Origin of the sequence: Aeromonas sp. TW 6 (assembly GCF_013168745.1) — a bacterium.
In the GTDB taxonomy this organism is placed as follows: Bacteria; Pseudomonadota; Gammaproteobacteria; order Enterobacterales; family Aeromonadaceae; genus Aeromonas; species Aeromonas caviae.
In genome coordinates, this window is record NZ_JABERS010000012.1 from 22497 (window position 1) to 39907 (window position 17411).

Sequence of the window (17411 nt, forward strand, 5' to 3'; positions counted from 1 at the left end):
GGTGGCGCGAGCGGCTAAAAAGAGGCGTCATTGTGCCAGTCAGGTTGCTCTGGTCAAGGCGAAGGGGGCGAGGGCAACAGGCTGTTACATATGATGCCGCCGGGCATCGTGCCCGCACCTGAGGCCGGAAGGCGGAAAGATGGCCGTAGGGAGGTCTGCCAACAAGCCTCTGAAAATCCGCCGCGTTTGGGCTAGAATGGCGCGCCTGTGGCCCTTGTGGACGAGATGCGTGCCGATGAAGATCGTCGTTGATGAAAATATGCCCCATGCGGTGGAGCTGTTTGCGGAATTTGGTGAAGTGGTTCCCCTGCCGGGACGAGAAATAAAGGCCGCGGATCTGCAAGAGGCGGATGTGCTGCTGGTGCGCTCCGTGACCCGGGTCAACGAAGCGCTCCTGGCGAGTTGCCCCAGGCTGGGGTTTGTCGGCACGGCCACCATCGGCACGGATCACATCGATCAGGGGCTGCTGGCGGCGCGGGGCATTCCCTTCTTCAGCGCCCCCGGCTGCAACAAGGTGTCGGTGGGGGACTACGTGCTCTCCGCCCTGCTGGTTCTGGCGGAACGCCATGAGCTGACCTTGAGCGAGATGAGCCTCGCCGTCATCGGCGCTGGCAACACCGGCGAGAGCGTGGCCGGCAAGGCCGAGGCGCTCGGGATGAAGGTGCTGCGCTGCGACCCGCCCCTGGCCCGTAGCGGCGCCGCTGGCGACTTCGTGGATTACCGCACTGCCCTGGATGCCGACATCGTCAGCTTCCATGTCCCCTATCTTCGTGAAGGGGATGAGGCCACCTTCCACCTGCTGGGAGCCGAGGAGATCGCCGAGCGTCCGGCCGGGCAGATCCTCATCAACGCATCCCGCGGCGAGGTGTGGGACAACCGTGCCCTGCTTGTCCGCCAGCAGGGACCCCATCCCCTGCGACTGGTGATGGACGTCTGGGAAGGAGAGCCGGAGCCCCTCAATGAACTGGTGCCCCATACCGAGCTAGCCACCCCGCACATCGCCGGTTACAGCCTGGAAGGCAAGGCCCGTGGCACCTGGATGCTCTATGAGGCGCTGTGCCGGCAACTGGGGCGCACCCCGCGCCAGGATCTGCAATCCCTGCTGCCTGCCCCAGAGGTGCGCGAGCTAACGCCGGGGCAGCCAGCGGATCAGGCGCTCATCAAGCAGCTTGTCCACCTTGTTTATGACGTGCGCCGGGACGACGCCCGTTTTCGCAACCGGATCGGGCTGCCCGGCAGCTTCGATGAGCAGCGCAAGCGCTACCCCGAGCGGCGCGAACTTGGTGCCCTGCAACTGAAAGGGCCCTTCGCCGACGACAGACTGGCCCGACTGGGCTTTGCCGTCTCGGAGCAATAAACCCGATTTCAACAAGGGGAGGGGCTTGCCCAGGCGGCGCCTCCCCCGGCCCCGACGGGCCGCATCACAGGAGAACAGATCAGTGAGTCAGCAATTCAACGTAGCGGTATTGGGTGCCAGCGGCGCCGTGGGTCAGGCCATGATCGAGATCCTGGAGGAGCGCGCCTTCCCGGTAGCGACCCTCTATCCGCTCGCCTCCAGTCGCAGCGCTGGGGACACGGTGCGTTTTGGCGGCAAGAACGTCGACATCCTTGATGTGGAGGCCTTTGACTGGAGCCAGGTGGAGATCGCACTCTTCTCCGCCGGTGCCGAGGTCTCGGCCAAATGGGCGCCCATCGCCGCCGAGCACGGCTGCATCGTCATCGACAACACCTCCTGCTTCCGCTACGACGAGGACATTCCCCTGGTCATTCCGGAAGTGAACCCGGACGCGCTGGCCGATTTTCGCAACCGCAACATCATCGCCAACCCCAACTGCTCCACCATCCAGATGCTGGTGGCCCTCAAGCCCCTGCACGATGAGGTAGGCATCAGTCGCATCAACGTGGCGACCTACCAGTCCGTCTCCGGTTCCGGCAAGGAAGGGGTGAGCGAGCTGGCGGGCCAGACCGCCCACCTGCTCAACGGCCGTCCGGTGGAGCCGACCCTCTATCCGCAGCAGATCGCCTTCAACCTGATCCCGCAGATCGATGCCTTCACCGACAACGGCTATACCCGAGAAGAGATGAAGATGGTGTGGGAGACCCAGAAAATTCTGGGGGATGCCAGCATCGCCGTGAACCCCACCTGCGTGCGGGTACCGGTCTTCTACGGTCACGCCGAGGCGGTCCATGTGGAGCTGCATCAGCCGCTGGACGCCGAGCAGGTCAAGGAGCTGCTGCGCAATGCCCCGGGCGTCACCCTGTTTGATGATGAAGGGGACTACCCGACCCCGGTGCGCGATGCCACCGGTCAGGATGATGTGATGGTCGGGCGGGTACGCCAGGATATTTCTCATCCGAGTGGTATCAATATGTGGATCGTGGCCGATAACGTTCGTAAGGGCGCGGCAACCAACAGCGTGCAGATTGCCGAACTGCTGGTACGCGACTACCTCTGAGGCCGGATGTCGGCCCCGGGCGGGGAGGGAACCCCGCCTTGATGTGGGCGCCCTGGCCCCGGTATGTGACCGGGAACCCACTCTCCGGTTTTTGGAATACCGTGTGATATCAGTGGACTAGGTTTTTTTCTACACTCTGGTTCGCGTCTGGGGCTGCTTTCTGGCCGCCGCCGGGCGCGAAATATGTCGGATCGCTGGCTTGAGACCGGCGCCTGATTTATATTGAGCCGATTGTTTTGGGGTAACTATCCAGATTTTTCAATGTGATAGGGCCGTCATACGAAGGAACGAATATGGGACATTCCCGCATAACGCTGGCAACGCTACTCGCATTGGGGCTTCTGGGCACGGTTCAGGCCGAAGAGGGGGCGCGAGAACCCTTCTTTGTCGAACTCAAGGGACCGGATGGCTCACCGCCCCCCGCGGTGCAACCAGAGCCCTGGGCCCAGCCCGTGGCGCCCGTCACCCTGCCCAGAGCCCAGCCCATCGTGCGTCAGGTGCCTGCTGCGTCGGCTGGCAGTTATGGTCCCGTGCGTCCCACCGATACCCTCTGGAGTCTGGCGAGCAAGCATCGCCCGTCCAACCGGGTAAGCGTCTACCAGACCATGGTGGCCATCTATGACAAGAACCCCCGAAGCTTCGCAGACGGCAACATCAACCATATTCTGGTGGGTTCCCACATCCTGCTGCCCACCGCCGCAGAGGCGGGGCGCATCACGGATGCCGAAGCACGCCGTCGCTTCAACAGCGACAACGCGAGCTGGAAGGGGCTGAGCCCCAAATACCTGGCCAACAAGCAATCCCATGTCGCCCAGCCGGTGGCGAGCAAGCCTGCTCCGGCCAAGCCGGCTGTGGTGGCCAAGAATACACCGCCCAAGGCGGCGCCGATCCCGGCGGCACCCAAGGCGACGGCTCCTGCCCCCGAGGTGAAGGAGACCGCCAAGGCGGCTGTCTCCACCCCCGTGGTGGTGAGCGCTGCTGCGAGCAGCGCCGTCAGCACGGCGCCGGCGCCCCTGCCCGCCACTGCGGTGGGCAAACCCTCAACCGAGATGGCGCTGGCCCTGGAAGATGCCAACGCCCAGCTCGGCCAGGTCACCGAGATGAACCACAGGCTCAAGCTGCGTCTGCAAGCCCTGACCGAAGAGGTGGAGACCCTCAAGGCGCAGTTGCAGGATCAGACCGCCCTGCAAAAAGAGGTGGCGGAACTCAAGGCCAATCCGACGCCTCCCGTGGTGGCGCCGGTGCCCAAACAGAGCTGGCTGATGGAGCTGCTCTCTTCGCCGCTCAATCTCGCCATGATCATCCTGCTGCCGGTGCTCCTGGTGCTTGCCCTGGTCACGCTCTGGCTGCGGGCCCGCGCGCGCCGCGAGCTGGAAGAGCAGGAGAAGAGCCTGTCCGAATCGACCTCCATGGTGATGGGGGACGAGAGCAGCGAGTTCGATCAGCTGATGACGGTGGGCATCGCGGATGACGAGCCCCTCCATGGCATGCCGGATCTCAACGAGCCGGAAGTGAGCAGGAAGCAAGATGGCGCCAGTGCTGCCGCCGATGTCATCTTCCGGGATGACGAGACGGCGCTCTCCGCTTTTGATGTGGAGCCTGCGGTGACGACGGCGAACCGGGATCCGGATCTGGTGCCCGAGCTGGATCTGGCCCACGAGGGGGACTTCGATCTGCCCGTGGTGCCGGAACTCGATCTCTCCGACGAGCCCGCCTCCTCTGCTCGTGGTCATGACGAGATCATGACCGAGGAGGAGCTGCAGGCCGCCCTGTTTGCCGAGCTGGACGCGGATTTGGAAGCGGATCTGGCCCAGGCCCAGGAGGAGAGCCGCAGCCAGCGTGACGAGACACTGGCCAACTTCGATCTGAGCGATCTAGAGACCGGGTTTGGCGAGCCGACCGACGATGAGCTTGCCACCAAGGCGCCGCACATCGACGAGACGGGGTTTGGCAAGGACGATGTGGACGACATGCTGGCCGAGCTCGGGCTGGAGCCCACCAAGCCGACGGCGTCCGAGTGGGATCCCAGCGAGCTGGCCCTGGCGGACTTCGAGGATGCCTTCGCCGAGGTGGAGTCCCATCAGGGGGAGGTGAAACCCCGCGAGCAGGTGCAAGACAGCGACTTCGTTGAAATCGACAAGCTGCTGGCCGATGCCGATGCCAGCAGCACGGAGCAGGAACCCTATCAGGGCTTCTCCCTGGATGTGGGGCTGGACGGTTTCCCCGAGGTGCTGCCGGAGTCCAACGGCTTTGATGTGGATGCCGATGACGGCGGGGTGGGGGCCAAGCTGGATCTGGCCCGGGCCTACCTCGAGATCGACGACAAGGAGAGCGCCCGGGAGTTGCTGGAAGAGGCCGCTGCCCAGGGCAGCGAACACCAGCGTGCCGAGGCACAGAAGCTGCTCAAGCGCCTGGGATAAGGGCCGTTTGCCGGCGAACGAACCAAGAGGGCAGCCTGCGGGCTGCCCTCTCTTTCATGGTCACGAGTGCCGCCGCCTCCACGGTCTGGGACTTTTGAGCCCGAGCGCGTATAATCCGCCCCGTTTCTTTCACCGCATCCTTTCATCAGAAGACACCGTTATCCATGCGAATTGCCCTAGGTATTGAATATGACGGCAGCCGGTATTTCGGCTGGCAGCGTCAGCGCGAAGTGATCAGCGTCCAGGAGGAGCTGGAAAAAGCCCTCAGCCGCATCGCCAACCACCCCGTCTCCATCCAGTGTGCCGGTCGCACCGATGCGGGGGTGCACGCCACCGGCCAGGTGATCCACTTCGATACCGAGTCCAATCGCGCCGAGGGGGCCTGGACCCTGGGGCTCAACTCCAACCTGCCCCCTGACATCGCCGTGCGCTGGGTCAAGGAGGTGGACGAGCACTTCCACGCCCGCTTCAGCGCCACCGCCCGTCGCTACCGTTACGTCATCTACAACCACAACTACCGCCCGGCGATCCTGGGCCAAGGCGTCAGCCACTACCACGAAACCATCGACGCCGAGCTGATGCACCAGGCCGGCCAGTCCCTGCTGGGCGAGCACGACTTCAGCACCTTCCGGGCCGTCGCCTGCCAGTCCAACACCCCCTGGCGCAACGTGACCCACCTGTGCGTCAGCCGCTCCGGCCCCTATATAGTGCTCGACATCAAGGCCAACGCCTTCCTGCACCACATGGTGCGCAACATCACCGGCTCCCTGCTGCTGGTGGGGCAGGGGCTTCAACCGGTGGAGTGGATTGCCGAGGTGCTGGCGGCGAAGGATCGCAACCTGGCGGGCCCGACCGCCAAGGCGGGCGGCCTCTATCTGGTGGATGTGGATTACCCGGCCGAATTCGGGTTGCCCCGGCCGCCCCTCGGCCCGCTGTGGCTGCCGGACTCGGCACCGGGTACGACCAGTTTTTAGTAACTGGGCCCGAAAATTTGTGGTTTAATGATCCGTCGTTTATTGCCATCGAGCCGTTAAGTCATTGAACAATCAAGGCTCGATGTGTTTTGTCAGGCACAAATGCATTAAGGAATTCCATGAGCTGGCTTGAGAAGATCCTTCCCAAGAGCAAGATCACCACACCGCGTCGTCACAACATTCCGGAAGGGGTGTGGACAAAGTGTACTGCTTGCGAACAGGTGCTCTACCGGGCAGAGCTGGAGCGCAATCTCGAAGTGTGCCCCAAGTGTGACCATCATATGCGCATCAGCGCACGTGCCCGTCTCGAGAGCTTCCTCGACGCCGAGGGACGCAGCGAAGTCGCGGCCGAGCTGGAGCCGCAAGACATCCTGAAATTCAAGGATTCCAAGCGCTACAAGGATCGTTTGTCTGCCGCCCAGAAAGAGACGGGCGAGAAGGATGCGCTGGTGGTGATGAAGGGGACCCTTAAGGGGGTACCGGTCGTCGCCTGTTCATTCGAGTTCTCCTTCATCGGGGGCTCCATGTCCTCCGTGGTCGGTGCCCGCTTCGTGCGTGCCGTCGAGGAGAGCATCAAGGAGGGCCGCGGCCTGGTCTGCTTCTCCACCTCCGGTGGTGCGCGGATGCAGGAAGCCCTGTTCTCCCTGATGCAGATGGCCAAGACCAGTGCGGCCCTAGATCGCCTCACCAAGGCGGGCCTGCCCTTCATCTCCGTGCTGACTGACCCCACCATGGGTGGCGTCTCCGCGAGTCTGGCCATGCTGGGTGACATCAACGTAGGCGAACCCAAGGCGCTGATCGGCTTTGCCGGCCCTCGCGTCATCGAGCAGACCGTGCGCGAGAAACTGCCGGAAGGCTTTCAGCGCTCCGAGTTCCTGCTGGAGAAGGGTGCCATCGATCTCATCATCGACAGGCGCGAAATGCGCAACCGTCTGGCCGGTCTGCTGGCCAAGCTGATGAACACTCAGGTCATCGAAGACTGAAGATGAGTTCACACATGCAACAATCCCAAAGCCGGTCGCTGGTCGACTGGCTTTCTTATTTGGAGCAGATCCACCCGGCCAACATCGACATGGGGCTGGAGCGGGTCGGCACGGTTGCCCGCCGCATGGGCCTCACCGAACTGCCGTTCAAGGTGATCACGGTGGCGGGCACCAACGGCAAAGGCTCCTCTTGCGCCATGGCGGCCAGCATCCTGATGGCCGCCGGCTACCGGGTCGGTGTCTACTCCTCCCCCCATCTGCTGCGCTTTACCGAGCGCGTGCGCGTCAATGGCCAGGAGCTGGCCGATGGCGATCACTGCGCGGCCTTTGCCGAGGTGGAAGCCGCCCGGGGCGACATCGCCCTCACCTTCTTCGAGTTCGCCACCCTGGCGGGTCTGTGGCTGTTTCGTCGCGCCGCGCCCGATGTGCTCTTGCTGGAAGTGGGGCTGGGGGGGCGGCTCGACGCCACCAATGTGGTGGAATCGGACGTCGCCCTGATCACCTCCATTGCCCTGGATCACTGCGACTGGCTCGGGGATACCCGGGAGGCGGTGGCGGTGGAGAAGGCTGGCGTCTATCGCAAAGGTAAACCCGCCATCAGCGGGGAGCCCAATCCGCCGTCGACCATCGCAAGCGAAGCGGCGCGCCTCGGCGCCTGCCTGCGTCAGGTCGGCATCGATTTTCGTGGTGACGAGCATGAAGGTGACTGGGATTATCACGGCCTGCACCACTGGTCGGGATTGCCCAAACCGGCCCTGCCGCTGATGAATGCGGTCACCGTGCTGGCGGCCCTGGAGTCCCTCGGTCTGCCATTGGCGGAGTCCGCCATCCGCGACGGCCTGGCCAATGCCCGCCTGGCTGGCCGGATGCAGCAGTTGCAAACCTCGCCGCTGGTCATCGTCGACGTGGCCCACAATCCCCACTCTGCGGCCTATCTCGCCAGCCAGTTGCGCCAGCTCCCCGGCAAGGGCAAGCGCCGCGCCGTGGTTGGCATGCTCAAGGACAAGGACATGGCGGGGTCGCTGGCCGAGCTTGGCGGTCTGATTGACGAGTGGTTCCTGGCAAGCCTCCACGGCCCGCGCGCGGCCACGGCCGACCAGTTGGCGACGGCCCTTGGCGGCGGCCGGGGCGTGGCGCTCACCTTTGCCTGCGTGGGGGATGCCTACGGCGCCGCCTTGGCCGCATCGAGTCCTGACGATATGGTCATTGTGTTCGGCTCGTTTTACACTGTCGCCGACGTGCTGGCTCTGGGCTCGGTCTGAGCCGTTCGCTCCCCTGCTCCGTCAACGTGACGACGGGCCGGGTTTTGCACTGGATAATCCCCTTTCAGGCCAAGTGGGTGGCGAGGGACTCGGCTTCGCCAGCCGGCGTGAGGGGAGGCGTTCTTTGCGAAGTGTGCAAGATTGCAATGGATCCTAAGTAACATGGGTGGAAATTAACTTGGCTTCGAAGTTTCAAAACAGATTGGTGGGGACCGTCATCCTGGTCGCCCTGGTGGTCATCTTTCTGCCGGACCTGATGGACGGCAACAAGCTGGAGCAGAAGGACGAGGCCTTCGCCAAGATCCCCCTGCGTCCGGAGCTGGAGCCCGCCAAACCTGCGCTTCAGGTCTCGGCGGCGAGCACCCTGCCGGCCGAGCATCTGGCGAGTCAGCAGCAGGCCTCTGCCGCGACCCAGTGGCAGGTAGAGGAGATTGGCGATACCGTGACCCTGGCCAATCAGGGGGGAGCCAATCCAGCGGGAGCCAGTCAGGCTCCCATCACCCAGCAGCAGCCGGTACAGGCCGTGGCGCAACCCAAGCCCCAGCCCAAACCCGAGCCCAAGCCGGAAGTGATCGCCAAGAAACCGGTGGAGCAGCCCAAACCCAAGCCGGTGCCAACCAAGCCGGTAGAGGTGCAAAAACCGGTGGAGGCCAAGCCGCAGGCGGGCCAGATCAAGACCATGGATGATCTCATCGCGAGCAAGATGGCCCAGCCGACTACGGCACCGGCAGCAGCAGCCCCGGCTCAGGGGAGCTGGATCCTGCAGCTCGGCGCCTTCAAGAATGCAGACAGCGTCAATGCCCTGGTGAGCAAGCTGAGGGCGGCGGGCTACTCGGCCCAGACGTCGCCGAGAACCCCGGTGCAGGGGCAGATCAACCGGGTCTTCATCGGGCCGGATGTCTCCAAGGCCAAGTTGCAGGGTATGCAGAGCCGGATCAGCCAGATGACGGGCTTGAGCGGCTCCGTGGTGGCCTACAACCCCTGACAGCATGATGAAATGAAAAGACCGCGCCTCATGGCAACATGGGCGCGGTCTTTTTTTTGTGTCCAACACGGGGGAGGCAGTGTGGATATCGGGCTATCGGGCTGCCGAGGAGGCCTAGATGCACTTCACCGGCTTGGGGAGGCCTGCGAGCTTGGTGGCCTGCTTGGCGGGGCCTTCCGGGAACAACTTGTAGAGGTAGCGGCTGTTGCCCTTCTCCGGGCCATACTGCTTTTCCATTGCCTTGACCAGGGCGCGGATGGCGGGGGAGGTGTTGAACTCCAGATAGAAGGCCCGCACGAAACGCACCACTTCCCAGTGCGGATCCTCCAGCACTATCCCCTCTTTCTCGGCCAGCACCAGGGCCAGCGCCTCGCTCCATTGCTCGCTGTGGCGCAGATAGCCCTGGGCATCGGTCTCGATGAGTTGGCCGTTGAACTGCAAATGGTGTGGCTCGGACATGACGCTTCCTCGAAAAGGCTATCTCAATGGGGCGGGCATGGTAGCGCCTTGCGTCCCGTCCGGCAACCGGGGCGGCGCTTGGCGCCTGCCTCGGGTGGGACTGGCCCGGCGGCTATGGCTGGCTAGGTTCGCCCCTGACCTGTCAGCAACTGGCCGTCGTTGGCCAGCACCAACAGCTCGTCTGCCAACTGGCTGATGAGGGAGAGCTGCTGGCTCAGCATCAGCTGCTCCTCGCTGCTCTCCGGAGCGATGGTTGGACAGGCTCCCGCCAGCGGCGTCGGCATCTGCCCCGCCAGGTGACCGGCGGCCTGCTCCAGGGTCTGGCTGATGTGGCGGCTTATCTCCTCCAGCCCCTCGATGGGCTCGAGTTTGTCGCGATGGGCCCCGAGTGCCGAGATATAGGAGAGCAGGGCATGGTTGCGCCAGGTGAGAGTGAAGCAGAGATCCAGGAAGCGGCGGCGCTTGCTCGGCTCCACCAGCATGCTCTGCCAGGCCATGGCCAGCTCGCTGTCGGCGAGGTGGGCACACTTGCGGGCCACCCGGTAGTCCAGGGATTCATCCCGTTGGCGATGCAGGCTGGCGAGTACCGCCGAGAGGTACTTCGCATTGGCGGACAGGGAGTTGGCGATAAGGGTTGGCAACCGCTTGTATTGCCAGTCGGGCCAGAGCCAGGCCACCAGGGCGTAGGAGAGCAGGCAGCCGAGCAGGGTATCGAGCAAGCGGGGTCCGAGGATGGCGAAGCCGATGCCATCCAGCAGGTTGAACGCCATCAGCACGTAGAGGGTGATGAAGCAGACGGCGGCGCTGTAGTTGCTACGCACCTGGGTGAAGAACAGGAAGGCGGCGAGCCCCATGATCCCCAGTTGCAGGTGCAGCTCGGGGAAGAACCAGAGCACGGGCACGCCGATGAGGATACCGGCGAAGGTGCCGAGCATCCGCTGCACCAGGCGACGGCGGGTGGCGCTGTAGCTCGGCTGGCAGACGAACAATACGGTGAGCAGGATCCAGTACCCCTTGTCCAGGTGAAACGCCTGCAGAATGCCATAGCCCACGACCAGCCCGAGGGAGAGCCGCAAGGCATGGCGAAACACCATGGAGTTCGGTGTCAGGTGCTGCCTGAGCAATGCCAGCAGGGGCAGGGCGACCGGCCGTGCCAGGGGAGGCAGGCTGGTGGGGGGCGCGGCGGGGTTTTGCAGCTCTTCGGCGCTTTGCAGCAACTGGTTGATGCTGGCCAGGTTGCGACGCAGGAACTTCATCGGTGTCAGCAGGGTCTTGGGGTAGTGCTGCTTGAGGTGGGTGAACTCCAGCTGATCGCCGAGGGCCTCCAGGGTCCAGTGAATGCGTTTGTGGTGGGTGTAGGGCTTGTGCACCAGGATGGCGTAGCCAAGCTGCTGACAGGCGTCGGCAAGCTGTGACAGCACCTCCTGGAAGCCGTCGAGGACGATGCCCTGCTTGAGCTCGGCTTCCAGCTTGCTGTAGGGGTAGTGGCTGGAGGTGGCCCGCTCCTGGATCTCCAGGGCAAGCAGGTAGAGGCGCAGCAGGCCCGCGAGCTCGGGGGCAACCCCGTGGCGGCCGGGGGCATGAAGACGGGCATTGAGCGCCGTCTTGGCCTGGTTCAGGGCATTGACCAGGTTGATGTTGAGCTGGGCCAGATTGTGGCGGATGGCCTGGGCGCCGTGTTCGTCGGCCGGGAAGAAGCGGGATTTCTCCTGCAAGTAGCGGGCGAGGGCGAAGTAGCTCTGGGCCAGTTGCTCGTGCAGGGTCTTGTAGGGCAGCAGCCAGAGCCAGACCAGGGACACCAGGCCGTACCAGAGGGCCCCGGCGCACAGGGCCAGCGGCTGATAGAAGAGATCCGGCGCCTTGGCGGCCCCCAGCATGGTGTAGATGGCAATCAGCAGGGAACCAAAGCTGATGGTGGCGTAGCGTTGGCCGAGGGCACCCACCATGACGAAGATAAAGGTGGAGCCCGCGAGCCCGATGGCAAAGAGCCAAGGAGTGGGGAAGAGATACTGCACGCACAATGAGGCGAACAGGAAGCAGAGCAGGGTCATGGCGAGGTTCTTGACCCGGCCCCAGAGGCTGTCGTCGGTCTCGGCGATGGCGCCGGCCACCACCCCGAGGGAGAGCAGCACGGTGAGCTGGATGTCTCCGGTAGCCAGCGCGAAGGCGAGCAGCCCCGCGATGGCGAGCAGGACCTTGAGGGCGAAATAGATGTGGCTGTCTGTCAGCAGCCGGCGCAGCAGGCCGGAGAAATCCATCGGCATGCTAGGCACCACCCTTGAACGAGGTGAAATCGATGTGGCTGTCGGTCAGCAGACGGCGCAATAAACCTGAGAAGTCCATGGGCATGGGATGAAGGCAACCCTTGAGCGAAACGAAAGCGACAGCATAACCCGTCGATAACGAAACGGCCCTGATTTGGATCAGGGCCACTTCGCTTCATATCCTTGATTTGCAACTTATCCTGACAGAAATGGGCGCCAATAAAAACCCCGCCGAAGCGGGGTCTTGTGCATATCAAGCATCCATCAGTTGCGGTTGCCGCCAAGCAGGCTCAGCAGGCTCAGGAAGATGTTGTAGATGGAGACATACAGGGTGACGGTGGCAGAGATGTAGTTGGTCTCGCCGCCGCGCACGATCTGCTGGGTGGTCAGCAGGATGGCGCCGGAGGAGAAGAGCATGAACATGGCGGACAGGGCCAGGCTCAGGGCGCTCATCTGCAGGAAGATGTTGGCGACCATGGCTACCAGCAGTACCCAGAACCCGACGAACAGCATGCCGCCGAGGAAGGAGAGGTCCCGCTTGGTGGTCAGGGCATAGGCAGACAGGCCGAAGAAGGTGAGCGCTGTACCGCCCAGCGCCGTCATCACGATCTCGCCGCCGCCATTGTTCATGTACATGTTGATGATGGGGCCGAGGCTATAGCCCAGCAGGCCGGTCAGGGCGAAGGTGAACACCAGCCCCATGCCGTTGTCACGGTTCTTCTCGGTCAGGAACATCAGGCCGTAGACACCGATGAGGAACACGGCCCAGTGCAGGGGCGGCATGTTCATGACGGTCGCTACCCCGGCTACCACGGCTGAGAAGCCAAGAGTGAGGGAGAGCAGCATGTAGGTGTTGCGCAGCACCTTGTTGGTGTCGCGCACGGCACCCTGGGTGCCAGTGTAGATAGAACGGGTATCCATCTTGATGTCCTCTTGATTTCCGGGGTGAAGCGACCAGTTGTGCTTCGTTAACGCATTGTATGCACTGAATGTGTGGATGACGAGCGCTGATTTCAAGCACCACCCCACCTGCGTGGTGCCTACTATCCCAGAGCAAAGATGTATTGCGCATGAACAAGGAGGCTCAAGGCGTTGCAGAGGGCGCCTGCTCCTGCTCTTTACCCTGTCTGGCGATCCGCGTCGGCGAGAAGCCGAACTGCTTTCTAAACGCCGTGATGAAATTGGCCACATGGTCATAGCCGGCGTGGGCGGCGGCCCCTTGCAGAGAGAGGCTGCGCGCCTCCAGCCTGGCCCGCGCTTCTTGCAGCTTTCGCTGGCGAAGGTAGCGCTGCAGGCTCATGCCCAGCTCTTTTTTTGCGGCCCGCTGCAAGGTGGAGACGCTCATGCCGAGGGTGGCCGCGATCTCGGTCAGGGTCATCTCGTCCACTTTTTCATCCCTGAGCAGCATCTTGAGGCGCGTCGGTTGCTCGTTCTGGCGTTGGCAGCAGGGGGAGGCGGCCTGCTGGAGGTGGGTCATCAGGCTCTCCCAGACACTGAGGGCAAAGGCCTTGCGCATCAGCATCTCGGAGGCGTTCTGGCTGCTGGTGAGATTGAGCGCTTCCGCAATCTGTCCAAGGGCAGCGGGCAGGGTCCAGTCGACGCGGCTCAGATGGCGGCTGAAGGTCTGTGCGAAAGCCTTGCGATGCGCCTGTGCCAGGTTGTGGGCGAGCCAGGTGTGGTCCAGGGAGAGGACGATGCTGCGGCTGCGCACCTGGGCTTTGGCCGCCCCCTGCACGATGTCGGGCTCGGTATAGAGGATGGCGGTTGCCACTATGGGGTCGGACTCGTGGAAGCGGCACCCCTTGAGCCTGTGAGTGGCGCCATAGGTCATCAGGGCCCGGCTCTCGAGGGGAATGGCGATGATCAACTGCGGCGGCAACTCCCGCTCGGTGGCGAAGTCTGCCTTGTGAACGATGTCCTTGTTGTGAAAGCGAAGACCCTCCTGGATCACCAGGTTCTCCACCCTGCCGGTGAAGCGGCCTCGCTGGCGTGCGCTGGTGTCCCTTGCCACTGTGTCAGTCATGTGCAATTTGACCATGTCGAAGAGTGAAATGACCACACCGCAAAACTGCGGCGGAAGATGGAGTGATATATTAGCCCCCGGAAAATTAAATGAAAATGATTATCATCTATATCTTGGGGTCACTCTTACTATGGTTGTCTTGAAGGATAAAGCGCGAAGCCCGCTGGCGCTGGCCATCTCTGCCGCCCTGGCCGTCACCTTTGCCGCCCCGGCAGGGGCACACACACCGGACATCAAGCCGGACGAAACCCTGGTCGTCTATGGCAATCCACTCTACGGGATGTCGCCGTCGGAGGAGACGGGAGGCTATGGGGTCGACTCGGCCACCGTCGGCACCAAGACGCCGGCGGCCCTCAAAGACATCCCCCAGTCGATCACCGTGTTGACCAACGACTACATCGAGGAGCGCAACTTCGTGGCGGTGGACGATCTGGCCAAGTACACGCCGGGTCTGCGCACCCTGGTCAACGACAGCGGTCGCTCCTCCATCTTCTCCCGCGGCTATGAATACGACGAGGTGAACCTCAACGGTCTGCCATCGCCCATGCAGAGCAAGTACGGCACCCTGCCGTCGCTGGCGGCGGTGGATCGGGTGGAGATCATGCGCGGCCCCTCCGGCCTCTTCAACAGCACCAGCGAGCTGGGGGGCGTGATCAACATGGTGCTCAAGCGTCCGACCGACGCCTTCAAGGGCTCGGTCACGGCGCGCTATGGCAGCTGGGACAGGCATTACCTGGAGGCGGACATGGGGGGCGCACTCAACGACGAGGGTTCCCTGCGCGGCCGCGTCGTGGTGGCCAACGCCGACATCAAGAACCAGGTGGACTACAACAACAACGACAACGGTACCTACTACGGCACCCTGGAGTTCGATCTCTCGGATCGCACCCGGCTCTCCGTCTACGCCCTGCACCAGACCAAGGACATCCTGCCCACCAACGGCCTGCCGGCGTACAAGGACGGCTCCCTGCTCGACATCGGCCGCAGCACCTACCTGGGGTCGGCTGAAGACTTCTTCGACGCCGACACCACGGATGTGGGGGCCTCGCTGCAACACGCCTTTGCCAACGGCGGGGTGGGTCAGGTCTCGGCCCGCTACATGGATCACGACATGCGGCTGGAGCAGACCTTCACCAACGGCCCCGTGGACGCGGCGGGCAACACCGGGCTGATGTTCAACGGCCAGGGGAACCAGCAGAAGAACATGGCCTTCGATGCCAACTACAGTCAGATGTTCGATCTGTTGGGGCACAAGAGCGAGTTTGTGCTGGGCTCCGACTACAAGCGCTACGAGTCGGACATCCAGACCTACACCAACCGCAACCTCGGCAAGATCAATGTGTTCGATTTCGACCCGACCCGGGTCGCCAAGCCGGACTACAGCTACACCAAGAATGACCATGAGGAGCAGTCGGAGCTCGGTCTGTACGGCAAGGTGACCTGGCGTCTGCTGGAGCCGCTCGCGGTGATCACCGGGGCCCGCGTCTCCTGGTACGATCTGGATGCCGTCAGCACGACCCTGAGTTCCGGAGCCCAGAGTGGCGAGTCCAGTGCGTTCAACGGCAAGCTCACCCCCTACGCGGGGGCCGTCTATGACCTGAGCGACGAACACGCCTGGTATGCCAGCTACTCCAAGGTGTTCAAGCCCCAGACCAGCCAGGACGAGAGCGGCAACCTGCTCAAGCCCCGGGAGGGCAGCCAGTGGGAAACCGGCATCAAGTCCTCGCTGCGTGACGGCCTGCTCAACACCCGGGCGACCCTCTTCCTGATGAAGGACGACAACATCGCGGCCCAGGCCTACGACGATCAGGGCATTGCCATCACCAACACCTACTGGGCCACCGGCAAGGTGGAGACGCAAGGGGTCGAGCTGGAGGCGAGCGGCTATCTCAGCCAGAACTGGATGGTGATGGCCGGCTATACCTTCACCGACATCGAGGAGAAGGCCGGGGATCACAACCCGAAATTCGACACCATCCCCCGTCATGCCCTCTCACTCTGGACCGACTACCACCTGGCCGACTGGGTGCAGGGGCTGCACCTCGGGGCCGGGATGACGGCGGTGAGCGACTACGGCTTCAACCAGAAGGGGGTCGAGACCCATCAGGGGGGCTATGCCCTGTTCGATGCGGCGGTGCGTTACGAGATCAACGACAGGATGCAGGCGACCCTGAACCTCTACAACCTGCTCGACCGGGAGTACTTCTACCGGGTCGGCTCCACCAGCACCTTCAACATGTACGGCGAGCCGGCGAACCTGATGGCAGGCTTCACCTACAAGCTGTAACGACCGACGACAGCAGGGTCTGCGGGCCCTGCTGCCGTCTCTGTGCGCCGCCCTACGGGGGATCCCCAAGGTTGGCGACACAATTCTGGTTCATCCCATGACAAGACTCATCATCCTGCTGCTCACCATGATCACATTCTCTTCTGCCCAGGCAGACATGCTCCACTATGCCCAGCGCTTCACCCACCATTCGGCCCTGCTGGGGGAGACGCGGCAATACAGCGTCTCCCTGCCCCAGGAATATGAACGCGAGCCCGGGGCTCGGTTCCCCGTGCTCTATCTGCTCGACGGGGAGAAGAGCCTGCTGGAGGTTGTCGGCATCACCCGGGCCCTGCGGGCCGGGCTCAATCCGGCTATCCCCCCCCTCATCATCGTCGCGGTCCACAACACCGACCGGATGCGGGATTACACCCCGAGCCACACCATGACCTTGCCAAATGGGGCACCGGCGGGGCCCGGCTATGCCGTGACGGGGGGCGGGCCCCGGTTCCTGCGCTATCTGAGTGAGGAGCTGCGCCCCCTCATCGAGGAGAGGTTTCGGACCCGGGCGCCGGCCCTGCTGGTGGGCCACTCCCTCGGCGGCCTGCTGGCGCTCGATGCACAGGCGCAAGATAGCGGCCAGTTCCAGGGAGTGATCGCCATCGACGCCAGCCTCTGGTTCGACTATCCCCGCAATTACGAGCGCATCGCGTCGGAGTTGACCGGGCCGCTCAAGCACGCCTCCTCGCTGTTCATGGCGGTGGCCAACAACCCCTTCACCCCGGGATTCGGGCGCTCGGCGTTTCACCGGGATCGCCTGCAGCAGTTTGCGCGGCAGGTGGTGGCAGCGCCCGGCGCAAACCTGCACGTCACCAGCCGCTACTTCGAGGAGGAGGATCACCACAGCGTCTACCACCCCGCCGTCTATCAGGGACTCCAGTGGCTGTTTCAGGGCTACCGGCTGGATCTGGCGCCCGGGCACTTCAGTCGACAGGGGGTGATCGCCCGCTTTGATGCCCTGAACCGCCACCTCGGCAGCGCACTGCGCCCGGAGCTGGGGAGCCTGCGGGACATCAGGGAGAAGGCCGTGCGCTGGCCGCAGATGGCGATCCCCGTGGACGAGGCCGATGCCCTGCTGGCCCACTACTACGGGTCGAAGCCGTGAAAGCCGATATTTTTGCCTGTGTCTGGAATCGTCACAACGGCGCCGGAGACGGGTGTCGGTTCGGCGCCATCCCTGGGTAGACTGCCGAAACGAGGGGCTCCGGGTCGGTGCCCCGACAGAGGCAGGGAGTGAACGATGGCGGTTGCAGGAAAGA

The 17411-nt window shown here is 63.5% G+C and carries 13 protein-coding genes; 9 read left to right on the forward strand and 4 right to left on the reverse strand.

The window, feature by feature from the left end:
• Positions 1-235: 235 nt before the first annotated feature.
• From HKD46_RS08065 to dedD, 7 genes are all read left to right on the forward strand, one after another.
• Positions 236-1357: a 4-phosphoerythronate dehydrogenase gene (locus tag HKD46_RS08065; protein WP_103858298.1), complete on the forward strand. Its 1122-nt coding sequence runs from the start codon at positions 236-238 to the stop codon at positions 1355-1357.
• Positions 1358-1439: 82 nt separating this feature from the next.
• Entirely contained in the window at positions 1440-2456 is a 1017-nt protein-coding gene (locus tag HKD46_RS08070; protein WP_041214974.1) for an aspartate-semialdehyde dehydrogenase, read from the forward strand.
• Between the two features lie 293 nt (positions 2457-2749).
• The gene (locus HKD46_RS08075) at positions 2750-4876 is read left to right on the forward strand and encodes a FimV/HubP family polar landmark protein (protein WP_171865186.1); all 2127 of its coding nucleotides are present in this window, start codon (positions 2750-2752) and stop codon (positions 4874-4876) included.
• 164 nt (positions 4877-5040) lie between these two features.
• Complete coding sequence (gene truA, locus HKD46_RS08080) at positions 5041-5850, forward strand: tRNA pseudouridine(38-40) synthase TruA (RefSeq protein ID WP_171865188.1); 810 nt, start codon at positions 5041-5043, stop codon at positions 5848-5850.
• A 119-nt stretch (positions 5851-5969) separates the two neighbouring features.
• Complete coding sequence (gene accD / locus HKD46_RS08085) at positions 5970-6833, forward strand: acetyl-CoA carboxylase, carboxyltransferase subunit beta (protein WP_010675139.1); 864 nt, start codon at positions 5970-5972, stop codon at positions 6831-6833.
• A gap of 2 nt (positions 6834-6835) precedes the next feature.
• Entirely contained in the window at positions 6836-8095 is a 1260-nt protein-coding gene (folC, locus tag HKD46_RS08090) for a bifunctional tetrahydrofolate synthase/dihydrofolate synthase (protein WP_171865190.1), read from the forward strand.
• 178 nt (positions 8096-8273) lie between these two features.
• Positions 8274-9080 carry a cell division protein DedD gene (gene dedD / locus HKD46_RS08095; RefSeq protein ID WP_069785214.1) on the forward strand — a complete coding sequence of 269 codons (807 nt, stop codon included), beginning with the start codon at positions 8274-8276 and terminating at the stop codon, positions 9078-9080.
• Between the two features lie 114 nt (positions 9081-9194).
• On the opposite strand, the gene HKD46_RS08100 is transcribed toward dedD, so the two are convergent.
• The 4 genes from HKD46_RS08100 to HKD46_RS08115 form a co-directional block, all read right to left on the reverse strand.
• Positions 9195-9539, reverse strand: coding sequence for a TusE/DsrC/DsvC family sulfur relay protein (locus HKD46_RS08100; protein ID WP_171865192.1), 345 nt, complete (start codon positions 9537-9539; stop codon positions 9195-9197).
• Between the two features lie 122 nt (positions 9540-9661).
• A complete protein-coding gene (gene yccS / locus HKD46_RS08105) occupies positions 9662-11803 on the reverse strand; it encodes a YccS family putative transporter (protein ID WP_171865194.1) in 2142 nt (713 codons plus the stop codon).
• 264 nt (positions 11804-12067) lie between these two features.
• Positions 12068-12724 (reverse strand): Bax inhibitor-1/YccA family protein, encoded by a 657-nt coding sequence (locus HKD46_RS08110; protein WP_010675134.1) that lies wholly within the window; start codon positions 12722-12724, stop codon positions 12068-12070.
• A gap of 163 nt (positions 12725-12887) precedes the next feature.
• Positions 12888-13826: a helix-turn-helix transcriptional regulator gene (locus tag HKD46_RS08115; protein ID WP_042880087.1), complete on the reverse strand. Its 939-nt coding sequence runs from the start codon at positions 13824-13826 to the stop codon at positions 12888-12890.
• 130 nt (positions 13827-13956) lie between these two features.
• Between HKD46_RS08115 and HKD46_RS08120 the strand changes: the two genes are divergently transcribed.
• Positions 13957-16113, forward strand: coding sequence for a TonB-dependent siderophore receptor (locus HKD46_RS08120; RefSeq protein ID WP_171865196.1), 2157 nt, complete (start codon positions 13957-13959; stop codon positions 16111-16113).
• 97 nt (positions 16114-16210) lie between these two features.
• A complete protein-coding gene (locus HKD46_RS08125; RefSeq protein WP_171865198.1) occupies positions 16211-17257 on the forward strand; it encodes an alpha/beta hydrolase in 1047 nt (348 codons plus the stop codon).
• Positions 17258-17411 lie beyond the last annotated feature (154 nt).

Bases quoted from the DNA above. Each gene is read 5' to 3' on its own strand.
- accD (WP_010675139.1), top strand. From the start codon at position 5,970: ATGAGCTGGCTTGAGAAGATCCTTCCCAAGAGCAAGATCACCACACCG.
- folC (WP_171865190.1), top strand. From the start codon at position 6,836: ATGAGTTCACACATGCAACAATCCCAAAGCCGGTCGCTGGTCGACTGG.
- HKD46_RS08120 (WP_171865196.1), top strand. From the start codon at position 13,957: ATGGTTGTCTTGAAGGATAAAGCGCGAAGCCCGCTGGCGCTGGCCATC.
- HKD46_RS08075 (WP_171865186.1), top strand. From the start codon at position 2,750: ATGGGACATTCCCGCATAACGCTGGCAACGCTACTCGCATTGGGGCTT.
- HKD46_RS08115 (WP_042880087.1), bottom strand. From the start codon at position 13,826: ATGACTGACACAGTGGCAAGGGACACCAGCGCACGCCAGCGAGGCCGC.
- yccS (WP_171865194.1), bottom strand. From the start codon at position 11,803: ATGCCGATGGATTTCTCCGGCCTGCTGCGCCGGCTGCTGACAGACAGC.
- truA (WP_171865188.1), top strand. From the start codon at position 5,041: ATGCGAATTGCCCTAGGTATTGAATATGACGGCAGCCGGTATTTCGGC.
- HKD46_RS08110 (WP_010675134.1), bottom strand. From the start codon at position 12,724: ATGGATACCCGTTCTATCTACACTGGCACCCAGGGTGCCGTGCGCGAC.
- HKD46_RS08100 (WP_171865192.1), bottom strand. From the start codon at position 9,539: ATGTCCGAGCCACACCATTTGCAGTTCAACGGCCAACTCATCGAGACC.
- HKD46_RS08065 (WP_103858298.1), top strand. From the start codon at position 236: ATGAAGATCGTCGTTGATGAAAATATGCCCCATGCGGTGGAGCTGTTT.
- HKD46_RS08125 (WP_171865198.1), top strand. From the start codon at position 16,211: ATGACAAGACTCATCATCCTGCTGCTCACCATGATCACATTCTCTTCT.